The 15,010-nt window shown below is 59.2% G+C and carries 11 protein-coding genes and 2 tRNA genes; 8 read left to right on the forward strand and 5 right to left on the reverse strand.

The genetic code is table 11. From position 1 onward, the window contains the following. Window positions 1-104: 104 nt before the first annotated feature. The gene (locus H4317_RS08645; protein WP_185889722.1) at window positions 105-6,278 is read left to right on the forward strand and encodes a carboxypeptidase-like regulatory domain-containing protein; all 6,174 of its coding nucleotides are present in this window, start codon (window positions 105-107) and stop codon (window positions 6,276-6,278) included. A 112-nt stretch (window positions 6,279-6,390) separates the two neighbouring features. Next, entirely contained in the window at window positions 6,391-7,344 is a 954-nt protein-coding gene (locus H4317_RS08650; RefSeq protein WP_185889723.1) for an ADP-ribosylglycohydrolase family protein, read from the forward strand. A 73-nt stretch (window positions 7,345-7,417) separates the two neighbouring features. Here the strand turns inward: H4317_RS08650 and H4317_RS08655 are convergent, their stop codons facing one another. From H4317_RS08655 to H4317_RS08665, 3 genes are all read right to left on the reverse strand, one after another. Continuing rightward, window positions 7,418-7,663, reverse strand: coding sequence for a hypothetical protein (locus H4317_RS08655; protein ID WP_185889724.1), 246 nt, complete (start codon window positions 7,661-7,663; stop codon window positions 7,418-7,420). A gap of 315 nt (window positions 7,664-7,978) precedes the next feature. Further along, window positions 7,979-8,052 (reverse strand) — tRNA-Asp (locus H4317_RS08660). A gap of 407 nt (window positions 8,053-8,459) precedes the next feature. Further along, a tRNA-Asp gene (locus H4317_RS08665) sits at window positions 8,460-8,533 on the reverse strand. A 235-nt stretch (window positions 8,534-8,768) separates the two neighbouring features. Between H4317_RS08665 and H4317_RS08670 the strand changes: the two genes are divergently transcribed. From H4317_RS08670 to H4317_RS08690, 5 genes are all read left to right on the forward strand, one after another. Next, the gene (locus H4317_RS08670) at window positions 8,769-9,716 is read left to right on the forward strand and encodes an acetyl-CoA carboxylase carboxyltransferase subunit alpha (RefSeq protein WP_185889725.1); all 948 of its coding nucleotides are present in this window, start codon (window positions 8,769-8,771) and stop codon (window positions 9,714-9,716) included. Window positions 9,717-9,826: 110 nt separating this feature from the next. Beyond that, entirely contained in the window at window positions 9,827-10,675 is an 849-nt protein-coding gene (locus H4317_RS08675; RefSeq protein WP_185889726.1) for an MBL fold metallo-hydrolase, read from the forward strand. Window positions 10,676-10,718: 43 nt separating this feature from the next. Continuing rightward, window positions 10,719-11,528, forward strand: coding sequence for a patatin-like phospholipase family protein (locus H4317_RS08680; RefSeq protein ID WP_185889727.1), 810 nt, complete (start codon window positions 10,719-10,721; stop codon window positions 11,526-11,528). A 106-nt stretch (window positions 11,529-11,634) separates the two neighbouring features. Beyond that, window positions 11,635-12,207 (forward strand): 1-acyl-sn-glycerol-3-phosphate acyltransferase, encoded by a 573-nt coding sequence (locus tag H4317_RS08685; protein WP_185889728.1) that lies wholly within the window; start codon window positions 11,635-11,637, stop codon window positions 12,205-12,207. A gap of 92 nt (window positions 12,208-12,299) precedes the next feature. Then, complete coding sequence (locus H4317_RS08690) at window positions 12,300-12,851, forward strand: hypothetical protein (protein ID WP_185889729.1); 552 nt, start codon at window positions 12,300-12,302, stop codon at window positions 12,849-12,851. Between the two features lie 117 nt (window positions 12,852-12,968). On the opposite strand, the gene H4317_RS08695 is transcribed toward H4317_RS08690, so the two are convergent. Further along, complete coding sequence (locus H4317_RS08695; RefSeq protein ID WP_185889730.1) at window positions 12,969-13,634, reverse strand: DUF4159 domain-containing protein; 666 nt, start codon at window positions 13,632-13,634, stop codon at window positions 12,969-12,971. 144 nt (window positions 13,635-13,778) lie between these two features. Here H4317_RS08695 and H4317_RS08700 point away from each other — a divergent pair, with 144 nt between their 5' ends. Further along, window positions 13,779-14,498 carry a hypothetical protein gene (locus H4317_RS08700; protein WP_185889731.1) on the forward strand — a complete coding sequence of 240 codons (720 nt, stop codon included), beginning with the start codon at window positions 13,779-13,781 and terminating at the stop codon, window positions 14,496-14,498. A 58-nt stretch (window positions 14,499-14,556) separates the two neighbouring features. Here the strand turns inward: H4317_RS08700 and H4317_RS08705 are convergent, their stop codons facing one another. Continuing rightward, window positions 14,557-14,955: a hypothetical protein gene (locus tag H4317_RS08705; protein WP_185889732.1), complete on the reverse strand. Its 399-nt coding sequence runs from the start codon at window positions 14,953-14,955 to the stop codon at window positions 14,557-14,559. Window positions 14,956-15,010 lie beyond the last annotated feature (55 nt).

The raw sequence follows: 15,010 nt of genomic DNA on the forward strand, positions 1-15,010 counted from the left end.
CAAAATGCAAGGAGCCGCTCAAAATTTAAAAAAGGATGAAAAGTGTGGCTTACCGTGTGGAATAGGAGCCACGGAGGCATCACAAGCAGACAATCTCCCTGCTTATGCCGCTATTCCTACGCTCCCTCACCGTCGCGCTGCTGCTCTTGCTGCCTCTGGCGCTGCCCGCCCAGCAAAAGTTGCCTGCTGCCCGCCAGCACAGCTACCTCACCAAGGTTTTTCGCCTCACCGACGCCCAGACCCGGCAACTCTACGAAACCAGCCTTAGCCAGGCCCGGCGCGAGTTTTTCACCCAGCCCGTTGACTCGTTTCCGACGGACAGCCAGGCTGCTGGCCAGCGCCGGCCGTTGCCGCCGGGCTACTACCTGGTGGCCCATACCGAAGGCCCGCAACTGGTTTACTGGCTGCGGGCTGTTACGGACCGCCAGCTCATCGTGCTCGACAACCAAGTAGACCTTACGCTGCTTGTGCGCGACTCATTAGGCCGCCTGCTACCCGATGCTCAAGTGAGTTTGCCCAAGGGGCGCCGTGTGCCTTTCGATGTGGCTACGCGCACCTATCGGCTGCCGGGCAAAGCAGGCCGGGCCGGGCTGCTGGCCGTGGAGCAGGGTGGGCGCACCACGTATCACGCGCTGCAACAGACGTTCCCGTATGCCCAATCGGGAAGGCCGCAGTGGGCGTGGCGGCGCGTGCTGAACAGGGTCGTATATGGTTTTCCGCTGGGCTACCTCACGCGGCCAGTGCGCAAGCTGGTAGGGGAGCTGCGGCACGTTTCCTACGTAACTACTGGGCTGATTGGGCTGCTTCGCTCACCGTTCAGCGAAGACGTGCGTGACGAGCGGCAGAACCAGCGCGAAAACAAACGGGCCCAGCGCCCCCAGCAGTGGACCGGCTTTATAGCCCTGAGCCAGCCCCGCTACCGCCCCGGCGACACGCTGCGCCTGAAGGCCCGCGTGCTGCGCCGCCGCGACGGCCGACCGTACCGGAAACCAGTGGACCTGTGGCTGTCGAACACAGAGCGCACCAAACCCGTGACCCGGCTGCATCCCGTGCGGCCCGGTACCTATGAGTACACATTGCCGCTGTCCGATACGCTGGGTCTGCGTCTTGACCGGATCATAGAGGTACACCTCGACGACCCCAAACACGAAGACGCCGACGAAATCATCAGTGCCAGCTTCCGCTTTGAGGACTACGAACTGAAAAATACCCGCTACACCCTGCGCGCCGCCGAAACGCCCCACCGGCGCGGCACACCGCAGGCTCTGTTTCTGCGCGGGCAAGATGCCAACGAATTGAACCTGCTGGATGCGCGGGTGCGCCTGAGCGTGACGCCCGCCACTGTGGGCCGCTTCCCCGGCCGGCAGGTATTTGTGCCCGACACCCTCTGGACCCGCGCCCAGCCACTCGATGCTACCGGCGAAACCCGGCTCAACCTACCCGAAACGGCCCTGCCCGCCGCCAACTTCACCTATAGCGTGCAGGCAGCCTTTCTCAACGGCGACAACGAGCGGCGCACCCAGTCGGCTTCTGTTTCCTATGCGCTTGACCCCGGTGAACTGAAGCTGGAACTGCGCCACGACTCGCTGGTAGCCCGCTACGAAGTGCGTGGTGTGCAACAGCCTCGCCCCGCTACGCTGGAAACAGAAACCTTCAACTACCTCGGCACCATAGAGCGGCGCACCGAAACCGTGCAGCTGCCGCTGGCCCGCCTCCTCGACGCCCGCGCTACCCACTACCGCCTCTCTGATACCGACGGCCACACCGAAACCGTCTACCTGAACACCACCAACGCCGGTCTGCAGCTGCGCTCTGCCCGCAGCCACGATTCCATTGTGCTGGCCGCCGAAAACCCGCACCGCCTGCCGTTCTGGTATTACCTCTACCGCGGCAACGAGCTGGTGCAGCGCGGCTACGGCTCCGACCTCACGCTTGCCTTACCGGCGCCCGGCGCCGAGACATGGTATGTATCGATGCACTACTTCTGGGCCGGCCGGCTGCAAACCGCCGAATACAACGTACCGCTGCCCCAGCACCGCCTGCTGGTGCAGGCCGAGCAGCCCGATGTGGTATATCCGGGGCAGCGCGTGAAGCTCCGCTACACCGTCACGGATGGCGGCGGCCGGCCCGTGCCCGACGCTGACCTTACGGCTTATGCTCACACCAGCAAGTTTGAGGAAGACGAAGCGCCGGAACTGCCCGATTTTGAGCCGCCGGTGGCCGGCCGACTGTCGCTGCGGCGGTTTGGGCTGGGAGCAGGGTTCGAGAACCAGACCGCGCAAACCGGCCGGCAAAAGCTGGAGTGGGGCGCGTGGCGCAAGCAGCTGGGCCTCGATTCGCTGCGGTTCTATCATTTTCTGTACCCCGACTACGGCGCGTTCTACGAGTACCAGACCGCTCCAGGTGGCATCACCCAAATTTCGCCTTTCGTCGTGGATTCGGGGCGGGTGCAGCCGGCCGTGGCGGTGTACGTGGATGGCCTGCCGGTTTTTGTGGCGGCCGTGAATAGCGAAGAGCCTTTCGCACTGGTGGCCGACAGTGGCCGGCACACCGTAGCCATCCGCACACCCGACCGTCTTGTGTCGCTGCACGATGTGTACCTGCGCCACCTGCATAAGCTTACGCTCAGCATCGACCCCAACCGGCCCTGCCACGAACTGACCGTAGAAAAACGTGGGCCCTTGACCCGTCAGGAACAGGAAGAACTACAACGCTTTCTGATCCTGGTCGATAAAAACCAGCTTGATGAGCGGGTGCTGCTGCGCCAGGGCAACCGCCTGCAGCCACTGGGGGCCGGCCGGCCGGCGTTGGAGCGCAACTCTGGCACCACCAGCTACAGCTATGCCTCCTACAACCGCTACCACAACAGCACTTTCCACCTCGGCGGCCCCTTCCAGCCCGATTCGGTGCTGCTGCGCCGTACCGACGAGCTGCGCCAGAAATTTCTGCTCGAACCCAACTACCGCTACACCTTCGAGCCGGGCCTGCTAAAGCTGCGTTGCGCCCAGGGCAACGAGTTCGGTGGGCTGTCGGCTGCGGCCAGCTTTGCGCCACTGCCCTTCGCCGATTTCGCCTACACCGAGGCTGATATGAAGCCGCAGCCATCCACCAATTACTACCGGGCCCCTAGTCCTGAACCTGTCATTAGTACCCCCCAGAGTACGCCTATAGGCCAGGGCCGCCTGATTGTTCGCCTGCCTGAGCCCACCGCCAACCCGCACGAAAGCCTGCCTCCGGTACGGTATTCGCTCGTTACGCAGCCCGGCAATGCCAAGTTTGTGCGGCTGGAGCGTGGCCTGCCCCCAACCATTCATGCCCTGCCCGCCGGCCGCTACCGCGTGGCCCTGCTGCTGGCCGATAGCACGGTGCTGGCTCCCGACGCCGACCTTCGCGTTCAGCCCAATGGTGCCACCTACGTGCAGCTGGAGCGGGCAGATCAGCTGCCAAAAAGCACGGCCGCTCAGGCGCTGCGCCGACGCTTTGTACGGTTGGTCCGTGAGCGGCTGCCCAAGCCGGTGCCACCTTCCGCTCAGGAAATTCGCGAAGCCCGCCGCGAAATAATGGTTACCACGCCCGTAATACCACAACCCGGCTGGCGTGTGCAGCGTGGGCGGGTCGAGGACAAGCACTCCGGCGAAGGCCTGCCCGGCGTGACGGTGCTGCTGAAAGGCACTACCACCGGAACCAGTACGAATGCCGACGGCAGCTTCGCCCTGGCTGTGCCACCGACTGGCGGCGTGCTGACGTTTTCTTATATCGGCTACGTGAGCCTGGAGCGAATACTTGATAGCCGGGACATCATGGTAGGTCTGGAAACTGACTCTAAGCAACTCAGCGAAGTGGTAGTGACGGGATACGGCGCGCCGCAAAGCCGCCACGAAATCACCGGTTCTGTGTCCACAATCAATAGTTCCGCTTTGCAAGGCCGGGCTGCTGGCGTTGCCATAACCGGGCAAACTTCCGGCTCATCGACTATCATGATTCGGGGCTCGGCCACCATGAGCGGTGGCAATGGGCCACTGCTTATTGTCGATGGATTGCCGTTTACGGGCAAGCAGACTGATATTAACCCCGATGATATTGCCAACTTAAAGGTGCTACGCGGGGCCGAAGCCGCCGCTACATTCGGCTCGCGAGGTGCCAACGGCGTCATCATCATCCGTACCAAATCCGGTATTGGCGGCCAGACGGCGCTGGGCCTCAAACCCGACCAGTCGGTTGGCCCCGACGGACAGCCCAGCAATGGGCGCGACCCGCGCCTGGCGTTGCGCCGCCGCTTCTCCGACTCCGGCTGGTGGCGTCCTACGCTCGTCACCGACCAGCAGGGCCGTGCCAGCACCGAAGTGGTGGTGCCCGACGACATTACCGGCTGGGACACTTTCGTGCTGGCCTCCGACGACCACGCCCGTACCGGCACGTTCACCAGTCTCATGCGCTCCTTTAAGGCGGTGCTGGGTGAGTTAGCCGCGCCGCGCTTCCTCATCCAGGGCGACCGGGCCCAGCTCATCGGCAAATCCCTTAACTACCTCCCCGACACAGCGCAGGTCACAACCAGCTTTCGGGTGGGTGAGGGGCCAGCCCGCACCCAGCGCCACCAGCTTGTCACGGCTGTGCTCGATACGCTTACCATCACCGCGCCTGCTAACGTAGACTCGGTGCAGGTGAGCTTTAGCCTCGCGCAACCCAATGGGTATCAGGATGGAGAGTTGCGCAACATTCCGGTGTTGCCGGCCGGCACGCGGGAGCGGGTGGGCAGCTTCGTCGTTCTCACGGCCTCCGATACCACCCTTACGCTGCCCGTGCGCCCTGAATTGGGCAACGTAACCGTGCGCCTGGAAAGTGACCCGCTGCCCACGCTACTCGACGAAATCCAGCACGTGCAGCGTTATGCCTACCTCTGCAACGAGCAGGCCGCCTCCAAGCTCAAAACGGTGCTGCTGGAGCAACGAATTCGAGTGGCGTTGCAGCAGGAATTCAAAGGTGAAAAGGATGTGAACCGCCTTATCCGGCACCTGCTGCGTGGCCGCCATCAGCCCGAAGGCCTATGGGGCACCTGGCCCACGTCGCCGGTAAGTCCCTGGGCCTCGGTGCACGTAGTGGAGGCGCTGTTGGAAGCCGAGAAGCAGGGCTATACGGTGAAGTTCGACCGGAATGCACTCCGCAGCTACCTGCTCAAGCAGCTCGATTACGCCTTTGCCGATGCCACCATTCGGGCGTCGCTGGCGGCCACGCCGGCGGGCCGCCACCTCGATGCGTTGTATTTCCGCACTGACGACGACCGGATCCGGCTGCTGCAAGTGCTCCGCCACCTCGGAGCTCAGCCTGATTTCCGGAGCTACGTGGCGCGGCTGGAGCGCGAGCAGAAGGGCCGTCAGCCTCTCGACCGGTACCTGGCCCTCACCAATCTGCGGCAGCAATTGGGCCTGCCATTTCAGCTCGATACACTGCGCCGCTACCGGTTGCGCAACGAGCTGGGCGGCGCATTCTATGCCGATACATTGCGCCTGGGCTCTTTCTACCGCTATCTGCTGCCCGACCGGATTGGCAATACGCTGCTGGCTTACCGGCTGCTGCGGGCCAAAGGCAGCCAGGAGGCCGAACTGACGCGCATCCGTACATTTCTGCTGCAGCAGCGGCGCAACGGTAGCCATTGGAGCAGTACCTACGAAGCGGCTCAAATCCTGGAAACCATTGTGCCCGACCTACTGGTGCCAGGCGGCAATGGCCTGGTGGCTCGTGCCCGGCTTAGCGGTCTGCTCACCGAGGACGTGCGCACGTTTCCGTTTGAAGTGAAGGTTTCAGCTGCCACCGGGCCGCTCATCCTGCATAAGGAAGGAGGGCTGCCGGTCTATGCTACTGCCTATCAGTCGTTCTGGAACGCCGCTCCCGAGCCCAAAGCCGCACCGTTTGTCGTTAGTACGACGCTGGCCGGGCAAGTGGGGAACCGCGTAAAGCTGCGTGCCGGTCAGCCTACGGAATTAGTTGTGACTGTAGACGTGAAGGCCGAAGCTCGCTACGTACTGCTCGAAGTGCCTATTCCGGCTGGTTGTTCTTACGGCGAAAAGGCACCTGGCAACTATTTCGAGGTACACCGCGAATACCTTCGCCATCAGGTTGGCATCTTTATGGATGTGCTGCCGGTGGGGCGCCATACGTTCCGGGTAGCGTTGCAGCCGCGCTACCGGGGCCGTTACACCGTCAATCCGGCCAAAGCCGAACTGATGTACTTCCCCACCAGATTCGGCCGCTCAGCCAGCAAGCAGGCTGTAGTGGAGTAGGGGAAGCGCCGGGCAAACGCTCCGCTGTTTCTTGCCATCCGAAGTCAAGGTGGGGCGCCATCTGTCACGGGGCAAACGGCTACCTTTCGGCCCCATTTTATCGGTCTATTCTATGTTCAGTCTTCCTTCTACCGAACTCCAAGTTCGGGCCGCCTTACTCGGCCTTGCTACCGGCGACGCGCTGGGGGTGCCGGTGGAGTTTCAGAGCCGCGCCGCCCGCCACACCGACCCCGTAGTAAGTATGCGCGCCTATGGCACGCACCACCAGCCTGCCGGCACCTGGTCTGACGATGCCTCGCTTACGTTTTGTCTCGCTGAAGCTATTGCGGACGGTTTCACCGTCAGAAAACTGGCCGAAAACTGCTGCCACTGGTATTACAAGAACTTGTGGACACCACACGGCTCTGTCTTTGATATCGGTATCACGACGCGGGAAGCAATTCAGCGCCTGAAAGCGGATGACGACCTGACTTTGGCCGGTGGCACCGACGAGTTCAGCAATGGCAACGGAGCACTGATGCGTATTCTGCCGCTGGCATTCTACAAAACGGATCTGCCCCTAGAAAGCCGCTTCCAGTTGATTTGGGACGTGTCGGCCGTTACACACGGCCATATTCGCTCGGCTATTGCCTGCTGGCTGTATCTGGAAATGGCGCGCCATCTACGGGCCGGCCTCACACCCACAGTAGCGTATGCAGAATTGTGCCGGGAAGCCCCGGCACAACTGTCGCGCCTGCACGTTCCCGCAAAAGAAATTGACCAATTCGAACGTATCCTCAGCGGCCAACTACCTCAAGTAGCAGTATCGGCTATCAGCAGCGGTGGCTATGTGGTGCATACCCTTGAAGCGGCCCTATGGTGCCTGCTCCACTATTCCAGCTACGCCGAAACGGTGCTGGCGGCCGTCAACCTCGGCGATGATACCGATACCACCGGTGCTGTAGTAGGCGGACTAGCCGGGCTGCAGTACGGAGAGGCTGCTATTCCGGCAGAGTGGCTGGCGGCCTTGGCCCGCCGTGCTGATATCGAAGACCTCTGCCAGCGTATGGCGGTTGTCAGCCGCTAGCCATAAAACACGCATAAATGCACAGAGGCCCGGCGGATGACGCCGGGCCTCTGTGTGATGGGGAGGTGGAGGGTTATTTGCCGAAAGACAAGAGGCGGAAAATGCCTTTTTTCTTCTTGTCGGCTTTGTAATAGGTGTAATTCGGGCGGTGCAGAATCGGCTTCGACTTGAAAATGGGCGCTGCTTCCGGAGTAGCGGCGGCATCCAGTTGGCCAGTCGGGGCCGTAATGGCAAGCAGGGCCGTAGAGGAACCCGCAGCAGCTTGCGACAGGCCAACGACAGCAATCAGGGCGGGTATTAACAGTACTGATTTTCTCATAGGTGGTTGGTTGTTAAGGGTGAACCGATGTCCTAAGATATTCAGCCTGACTTCTCTTTGCAATTATTTAATCCTAAAATAACAAAAAAATATACAATGAATAGTATTGATGATATATTAAAACAGCTACAAAATCATGCCTTAAGACAATTTAGGAGTGTATTATGGTCGTTTTTAGTTCTTGAAAAAAGTTGCCTTCTCAAACAGGCAATAGTTGCTGCACATCAGAGCCAGCGAAACCAAATAGAGTGTTGATGGACGTTGAGAAAAGATGGAAAAGCAAAAGGCCCTTCAGATTTCTCTGAAGGGCCTTTGCGGTCCGGACGGGACTCGAACCCGCGACCTCCGCCGTGACAGGGCGGCATTCTAACCAACTGAACTACCGAACCAGTTCATCTTTCCGGGAAGCCAGCTGCTTTCCGATAAGGTGCTGCAAAGGTAGGAGGGCTTTTGAAATTTACAACCTCAAAAGCTGCTTTAATGAATAAAAAATGATGTTTTTGTTATTGCTACCAGGCTTTTCTAATGCACTGAATTGATAATCAAAGGCAACGGTAATGTGGCATAACATCAATTTTCTCTCTCTTTTGATACTAAAGAGCAGCCTGCAGTAACTTTATTGGCGGGCCAATTGAGCCGACGGTATTCTTTTGTAGTCCTCGCCTCGCAAAAAGCAACTCCAATCTTTGGCTATAGATGAGGACATTCTCAAAGCAGAAATATTCATCTACAGAATTGCGAACTGGCAAGCCCGGAAAAAGCAAAAGGCCCTTCAGATTTCTCTGAAGGGCCTTTGCGGTCCGGACGGGACTCGAACCCGCGACCTCCGCCGTGACAGGGCGGCATTCTAACCAACTGAACTACCGAACCATTACTTCGCTGCCGAGGCGTTGAAGTGGTGCAAAAGTAGATGGCGGCGGCGGAGTACGCAACATAACCCGCAAAAAAGATGTGAAAAAGCGTTGCGCAGAACTGTTGAAGGCTGTTTCTCAGGGAGAAAATTTTTCAGAAAAATCGGCGGGGCTTGGCGGTGTGCGGTGTGCATGGCTTCGCTTACCTTTGCTTTCTTCTCTCACTCCGCCAACCCACCCACTCTGCCGTGGCAATGCTCCTCGATTTTGAACAACCTATTGCCGCTCTCGAAGGCAAGCTCCGTGAAATGCAGCAACTGGCCCTCGACAGCCAGGTTGATGTTTCGGAAGCCGTAGCGGCCCTTGAGTCAAAAATCAAGACTCTTAAGAAGGAAACCTACGCCAACCTCACCCGCTGGCAGCGTGTGCAACTCTCGCGCCACCCCGACCGGCCCTATACCCTCGACTATATTGAGGGCATGGCCGATAAGTTCGTGGAACTGCATGGCGACCGGACTGTAGCCGACGACCAAGCCATGGTCGGCGGCTTTGCTGAGCTGGATGGCCGCTCGGTGATGTTTATTGGGCAGCAGAAGGGGCGCAACACCAAGCAGCGCCAACTGCGCCGTTTCGGGATGCCCAACCCGGAAGGCTACCGCAAGGCCCTGCGCCTGATGAAACTGGCCGAGAAGTTCGGCAAGCCCATTGTGACGCTGATTGACACGCCCGGCGCGTTTCCGGGCCTGGAGGCTGAGGAGCGGGGGCAGGGCGAGGCTATTGCCCGCAACCTGAAGGAAATGTTTCTGCTGAAGGTGCCGGTTATCTGCATCATCATCGGTGAAGGTGCTTCGGGCGGTGCGCTTGGTATTGCCATCGGCGACCGGGTGCTGATGCTGGAGAATACTTGGTACTCGGTTATTTCGCCGGAGTCGTGCAGCAGCATTCTGTGGCGCTCCTGGGACTACAAGGAGCAGGCAGCGGAAGCCCTCAAGCTCACGGCCACTGATATGCTGGGCAACAAGCTGGTAGACGGCATCGTGAAGGAGCCCCTAGGCGGCGCCCACACCGACCAGGCCACGATGATCAAAACCCTGAAAAAGACCATCCTCAAAACCCTCGACGAGCTGGAAGCCCTGCCGGCAGAGGAGCGCATCAGCCAGCGCATCGACAAGTTCTCGGCAATGGGCGTGGTGCTGGAATAAAGCAGCTCGCCGAAAGATATTCTGTCATCTTGAGCAGCGTGAAGAACTTTCGCGCTGCTCAGGATGACATTTTTTTATTCCTTTACTGCCCAAACCCATCCCACCTGCTCATGCACGTTCATACCCTCGATACTGGTTTGTTTAAGCTCGATGGCGGCGCCATGTTTGGCGTGGTGCCCAAAAGCATGTGGCAGAAGTTGAATCCGCCCGATGCCAACAACATGTGTACCTGGGCCATGCGCTGCCTGCTGATTGAGGATGGTGGCCGGCTGATGCTGGTAGACAACGGCATCGGCGACAAGCAGGACGAGAAGTTTCGGGGGCATTTCTACCTGCATGGCGACGACACGCTGGAAAAGTCGCTGCGGAAGCTGGGCTTCACTTCAACGGATATTACGGACGTGTTTCTGACCCATCTGCACTTCGACCACTGCGGCGGCTCAGTAGTGCGCACCGCCCCCGACAAGCTGGAACTGGCCTTCCCGAATGCCACCTACTGGAGCAACCAAAGCCACTGGGACTGGGCCGTGACGCCGAACCCGCGCGAGAAAGCCAGCTTTCTGAAGGAAAACATCCTGCCGATTCAGGAAAGCGGCCACCTGCAGTTTGTAAGCCCCGCGGCCGGCGCACCCGAAACGCTGCCCATGTTCCGCGACATCCTTTTCGCTGATGGGCACACCGAGAAAATGATGGTGCCGCTAGTGGAATATAAAGGCCGCACGCTGGCGTTCATGGCCGATTTGCTGCCCAGCACCGCGCACATTCCGCTGCCCTACGTCATGGCCTACGACGTGCGCCCGCTGCAGACCCTGACCGAGAAGGAGCAGGTGCTGCGCCGGGCCGCCGACGAAAACTGGGTGCTGGTGCTCGAGCACGACGCCGCTAACGAATGCTGCACGGTGCAGCACACCGAAAAAGGCGTGCGTCTGGCCGAAACCTTCCGGTTGGCAGAACTCTAAAACAGAAAGTGACGGATCTGCGGATTGCTTCGTTTACGTGACCATGCCGGACGCCTCACTTTCTCTCCCAAACAATATTGCGCCAGTGAAAGGCTTGGCCTTGGCGCTTTCGGGCGGCGGGGCGCGGGGCATTGCACACCTGGGCGTACTAGCCGCGCTGGACGAGCTGCAGCTGCCCATCGGGCATATTGCGGGGGTGTCGTCGGGGGCTATTGCGGGGGCGTTTTATGCGGCGGGCTTTGCGCCCCGCGAGATTCTGCGCCTGTTTATGGGCGTCAGCATTACCCGGCTCACGCGTATGGCATTCAGCCGCTATGGTCTGCTCAATCTGGGCGCGGTAGAGCAACTGTTCGCGCAGCACCTCGGGGCCGACTGCACTTTCGCCGACCTGAAAACGCCGCTGACACTGGTGGCTACCGACCTGACGGAAGGTGCTTCGGTGTATTTCTCTGAAGGCCCCCTGATTCAGCCGCTGCTGGCCTCGTCGGCGGTGCCAGTGCTGTACCGGCCCGTAGAGTACCAGGGGCGGCAACTGGTAGACGGCGGCCTGCTCAATAACCTGCCCGTAGATGCGCTGCTGGGCCTGGGCTGGCCCGTAGTGGCCGTCAACTGCATCCCGACCAACCGCGCGGCGCGGGTCACGAGCTTCCGGAGTCTGGTGGAGCGCACGTTAAACTTGGTGATTGGGGCCAACAGCATGCTTAGCAAACTGCAATGCGACTTGCTCCTGGAGCCGGACGAATTGCGCACCTACCGCCCGTTGGACTACCAGCGCGGGCAGGAGCTGTTTGACATCGGTTACCGCCACACCCTGGCGCAGGCCACTGAGCTGGCGGCCCTGGTGGCAAAGTAGGTAGGCCACTACGGGGCAGCCAGAGCAGGCTGCGGCTTCACGCACTTATTTTCCTAGTTTTGACTTCTGGCAGCGTTTTCTCACCCCGCTGTTTTTTACTTCCTGCATGGCCTCTCGCAAGACCTCCACTTTCTGGTACTACATTTCTAAAGCAATTTTTGCCGTAGCTGGCTGGCGGCTGGGGCCACAGGTTCCGCCCGAAATCAAGAAGAGCATGATGATTGCCGCGCCGCACACCAGCAACTGGGACTTCATCTTTGCCCGCGCCGCGTTTTTCCTCATGGACGTGGATGTGCGGCTTACCATCAAGAAGGAGTGGACTACCATTCCGCTGCTGGGCGGGCTGGTTCGCTCGTTGGGCGGCTTGGCTGTGGACCGCAGCAAGAACAACAGCCTCGTGGATGGCATGGTGCAGCTGTTTAAGGAGCGCAACGAGTTAGTGATTCTCATTACGCCAGAAGGCACGCGCAACTACCAGCCCAAGTGGCGCAAAGGATTCTACCATGCAGCCATGGGCGCGGGCGTCCCCATTCTGCTCGGTTACCTCGATTATAAAAACAAGGAGGCCGGCGTGGGCCCCGCGTTCTGGCCCACCGGCGACTACGAAAAGGACTTGGAGGAAATTAAAGCCTTCTACCGTACCAAGCAGGGCCGCTTCCCCGAAAAAGGTGTACGTTAGGTCCTGCTGCTCTGCAGAGCCAGGAAACTGTCTGACAACCCACAAAACCAGGCTTACGGCTCATTTTGCCGGTAAGCCAGCCATTTGCTCCCATGGAAAAGATACAAACCTTGCTTTGGATACTGTTGGGGCTGGGCGCGTTTATCTGGCGCATGGTGCAGAAGGCGCGCGCCACCACGCAGCAGGAACGGCAGGAGCGCCGCTACTCCCGCCCCGATCCGGAGGGGAGGCCCCGCCCGGTAGCGCCGGGTTTGCCCGCTACGTCGTTTGAGGAATTGCTTCGGCAAATGCAGGCCCAGAACCAGCAAAATAGGCCCTCGGCTGCCGAAACCACCACTCCGGCTGGCAGGCCCTTGCCTCAGGAGGGGGCACCAGCGGCGCGCAGCCTGGAGCGCACCCGGCAAGCCGCTAAATCGTTGGAAGCTACTGCGGAAGCCCGCTCACTGGAAGTGCCGCTGCACGAAGCCCGCCGGGCGTCTGACCTGTCGCGCGCTAGCGCCCGCCCGGTTTCCAACGACTACTGGACCCGGCAGCAAGCCCAGGACAAAGAGCCCGCCCGTAATACTGTAACCGATATGCTGCGCCAGCCCGCCAACCTGCGAGCTGCCTTCGTATTGAGCGAGATTTTGAAACCCAAGTTTTGATTGCGGTAAAGCCACATCTACCAAACCAGCAGATGCTATAATAGAAAAGGCCCCACCTGATAAGGTGGGGCCTTTTCTGTGAATACGTTGGGCTTATTTTTCTGACTTACGGCAGGACTAGTCCTGCGTAAGAGCGTAGCTGACAAGGTTGGCGCCCATTTTCAGGGCTGCTTCGTGTGTGGCGGGCGTGTCTTCGGGATAGGTGCCGAGGTCTTCCCAGCCGTTGCCCAGGTCACACTCATAGCTATAGAAACACACCAGCCGGCCTTTGTAGAGTAGCCCGAAGCCTTGGGGGCGCTTGCCGTCATGCTCATGTATTTTGGGCAAGCCACGCGGAAACTGGTACTTCTGGTGATAGATGGGGTGGGAGAAAGGCAGCTCTACGAAATCCAGCTCCGGGAACACCTTTTTCATTTCGGGCCGGATAAATCGGTCTAGGCCGTAGTTGTCGTCGATGTGCAGGAAACCGCCGCCGGTAAGGTAACGGCGCAGGTTTTTGGCCTCCGTTTCCGTGAACGACACGTTGCCATGGCCTGTCATGTGCACGAACGGGTAGCTGAGCAGTTCCGGCGAGTCCAGCTCCACGGTAGCCTCATCGGGCGCGATATTGGTGCGCAGGGCTTGGTTGCAGAAGCGGATGAGGTTGGGCAGGCTGGTTTTGTTGGCGTACCAGTCGCCGCCACCGCCGTAGTGCAGCTTGGCAATGCGGAAGCTGGGCGCAACGGGCGCCGCTGCCGTCAAAGACACTAGGAGCAGCGCAGTCAGAAGAAGTTGTTTCAGCATAAAGTGGGCAAGGTAGGGGCCGATACGGTAGCGCTTGGAGGAGAGAGGCAAACCGTATTAGCTTCGGGCAGTATGCACTAGTGTAGTTCTTTTTTCAGCCTCAGAGTTCCGCGAGGCTATCTATGGGTATCGTTGTCGTCGGTTATGAACAACAAATTACGCAAGCTATTGACACACTATCAGCAGGAACGTGACAAGCTGCAGCTCCTGATAGATTCCTGCGTGGAGGAAGGAGAGTATAAACTGGCTCAGCGCTACTCCAAAGGTCTTGTGCAGCTAAATCAAAAGCTGCAGACACTCCATAACCTAGCTGATCCGCTGCATGACGAGAAGCAGCGCCATACGGCAGTAATAGCTCGCATAAAAGCCATTCTGCCTGCTGAAGCAGGCGCTGAGCACGCATTTGATAAAGCGTTTCTGCAGGAACAAGAGGGCAAGCTGGCTCAGTTGCAAGAAATGCCAGCCAGCAGAATGCCTCATTCAGGCCAAAGCCATGTGCAGGAAACCCTGAATAAGCTGTTTGAAAAAAGAATTGAAAGCTTCACGCTGTTATTCGGGGCAGCAGCTGGCTTTTCCTGTTCGATGAAGATGGTTAGGAAAACGGTGCTCGTAACCATCCCGGATATGCGGCGGCTCCGCAACGACTATCTGGTAGAGAAAAGCCAGGTCCGGCAACTGCTGGGCTTGGGCTTTCGCTTTTTTGACAGCAGAGACAAGCTTGTGGCTTTCCTACCCTGCTTTACCAGCGAAGACACGGCAGCTATAAAATTGCTTCTCGTGAAAATCTGCTTCGACGTATTCTACTTCAGGCAATTTGAAGGACAGGCACAGATAAAGTATGTCGAGCCTAGGCCGGAAGCTTAACTCCTCGTCGCCTACCCGCTGATAAGCGCACAGCCACGAGCCGGGCCCAGCCAATGCATTAGTTGAAGGGGTGGCGGACGAAGGAAACTTTGCTCATCAGGTCTTTCTCGTAGGAAGCCAGGCAATGCGAATTGAGCTCGGGCGTGAAGTGCGGTGGGGTCAAGTGCAGAGTGGTTGGCGAAGGGCCGGTTTTAGCGAAGAAAAACACCTTAGTCGTGCCGTATTTGGTGTGCGGCATTAAGGCGCCATACTGCTCCATTTCCTTCCAGCGAGTTGTGTCGCCGACCGTCACGGCGTAAATCCGCACGATCGGGCCCGTATTGTTCTCGTTGCGGAACTGGGCTACTTCCTCAAACTCTCCGGGCAAGTCCTGAGGACTGGGCTGGCGTAGCGCGTCCACTACAAACCACATAAGCAGGGCACCGATGCCCAGGACAAAAAGGTACTTGGCCTTCATAAAAAGCAGTTGATAATGTTCGTGAAAAGCGGTCTGTCCGCTTTCTTGCTCAGTG

It is taken from the genome of Hymenobacter sediminicola, from assembly GCF_014250515.1.
In the GTDB taxonomy this organism is placed as follows: domain Bacteria; phylum Bacteroidota; class Bacteroidia; order Cytophagales; family Hymenobacteraceae; genus Hymenobacter; species Hymenobacter sediminicola.

Excerpts from the sequence above, each read along its gene's own strand:
- H4317_RS08700 (WP_185889731.1), top strand. The coding sequence starts at position 13,779 with ATGAACAACAAATTACGCAAGCTATTGACACACTATCAGCAGGAACGT.
- H4317_RS08695 (WP_185889730.1), bottom strand. The coding sequence starts at position 13,634 with ATGCTGAAACAACTTCTTCTGACTGCGCTGCTCCTAGTGTCTTTGACG.
- H4317_RS08705 (WP_185889732.1), bottom strand. The coding sequence starts at position 14,955 with ATGAAGGCCAAGTACCTTTTTGTCCTGGGCATCGGTGCCCTGCTTATG.
- H4317_RS08645 (WP_185889722.1), top strand. The coding sequence starts at position 105 with ATGCCGCTATTCCTACGCTCCCTCACCGTCGCGCTGCTGCTCTTGCTG.
- H4317_RS08650 (WP_185889723.1), top strand. The coding sequence starts at position 6,391 with ATGTTCAGTCTTCCTTCTACCGAACTCCAAGTTCGGGCCGCCTTACTC.
- H4317_RS08675 (WP_185889726.1), top strand. The coding sequence starts at position 9,827 with ATGCACGTTCATACCCTCGATACTGGTTTGTTTAAGCTCGATGGCGGC.
- H4317_RS08690 (WP_185889729.1), top strand. The coding sequence starts at position 12,300 with ATGGAAAAGATACAAACCTTGCTTTGGATACTGTTGGGGCTGGGCGCG.
- H4317_RS08680 (WP_185889727.1), top strand. The coding sequence starts at position 10,719 with ATGCCGGACGCCTCACTTTCTCTCCCAAACAATATTGCGCCAGTGAAA.
- H4317_RS08655 (WP_185889724.1), bottom strand. The coding sequence starts at position 7,663 with ATGAGAAAATCAGTACTGTTAATACCCGCCCTGATTGCTGTCGTTGGC.
- H4317_RS08685 (WP_185889728.1), top strand. The coding sequence starts at position 11,635 with ATGGCCTCTCGCAAGACCTCCACTTTCTGGTACTACATTTCTAAAGCA.
- H4317_RS08670 (WP_185889725.1), top strand. The coding sequence starts at position 8,769 with ATGCTCCTCGATTTTGAACAACCTATTGCCGCTCTCGAAGGCAAGCTC.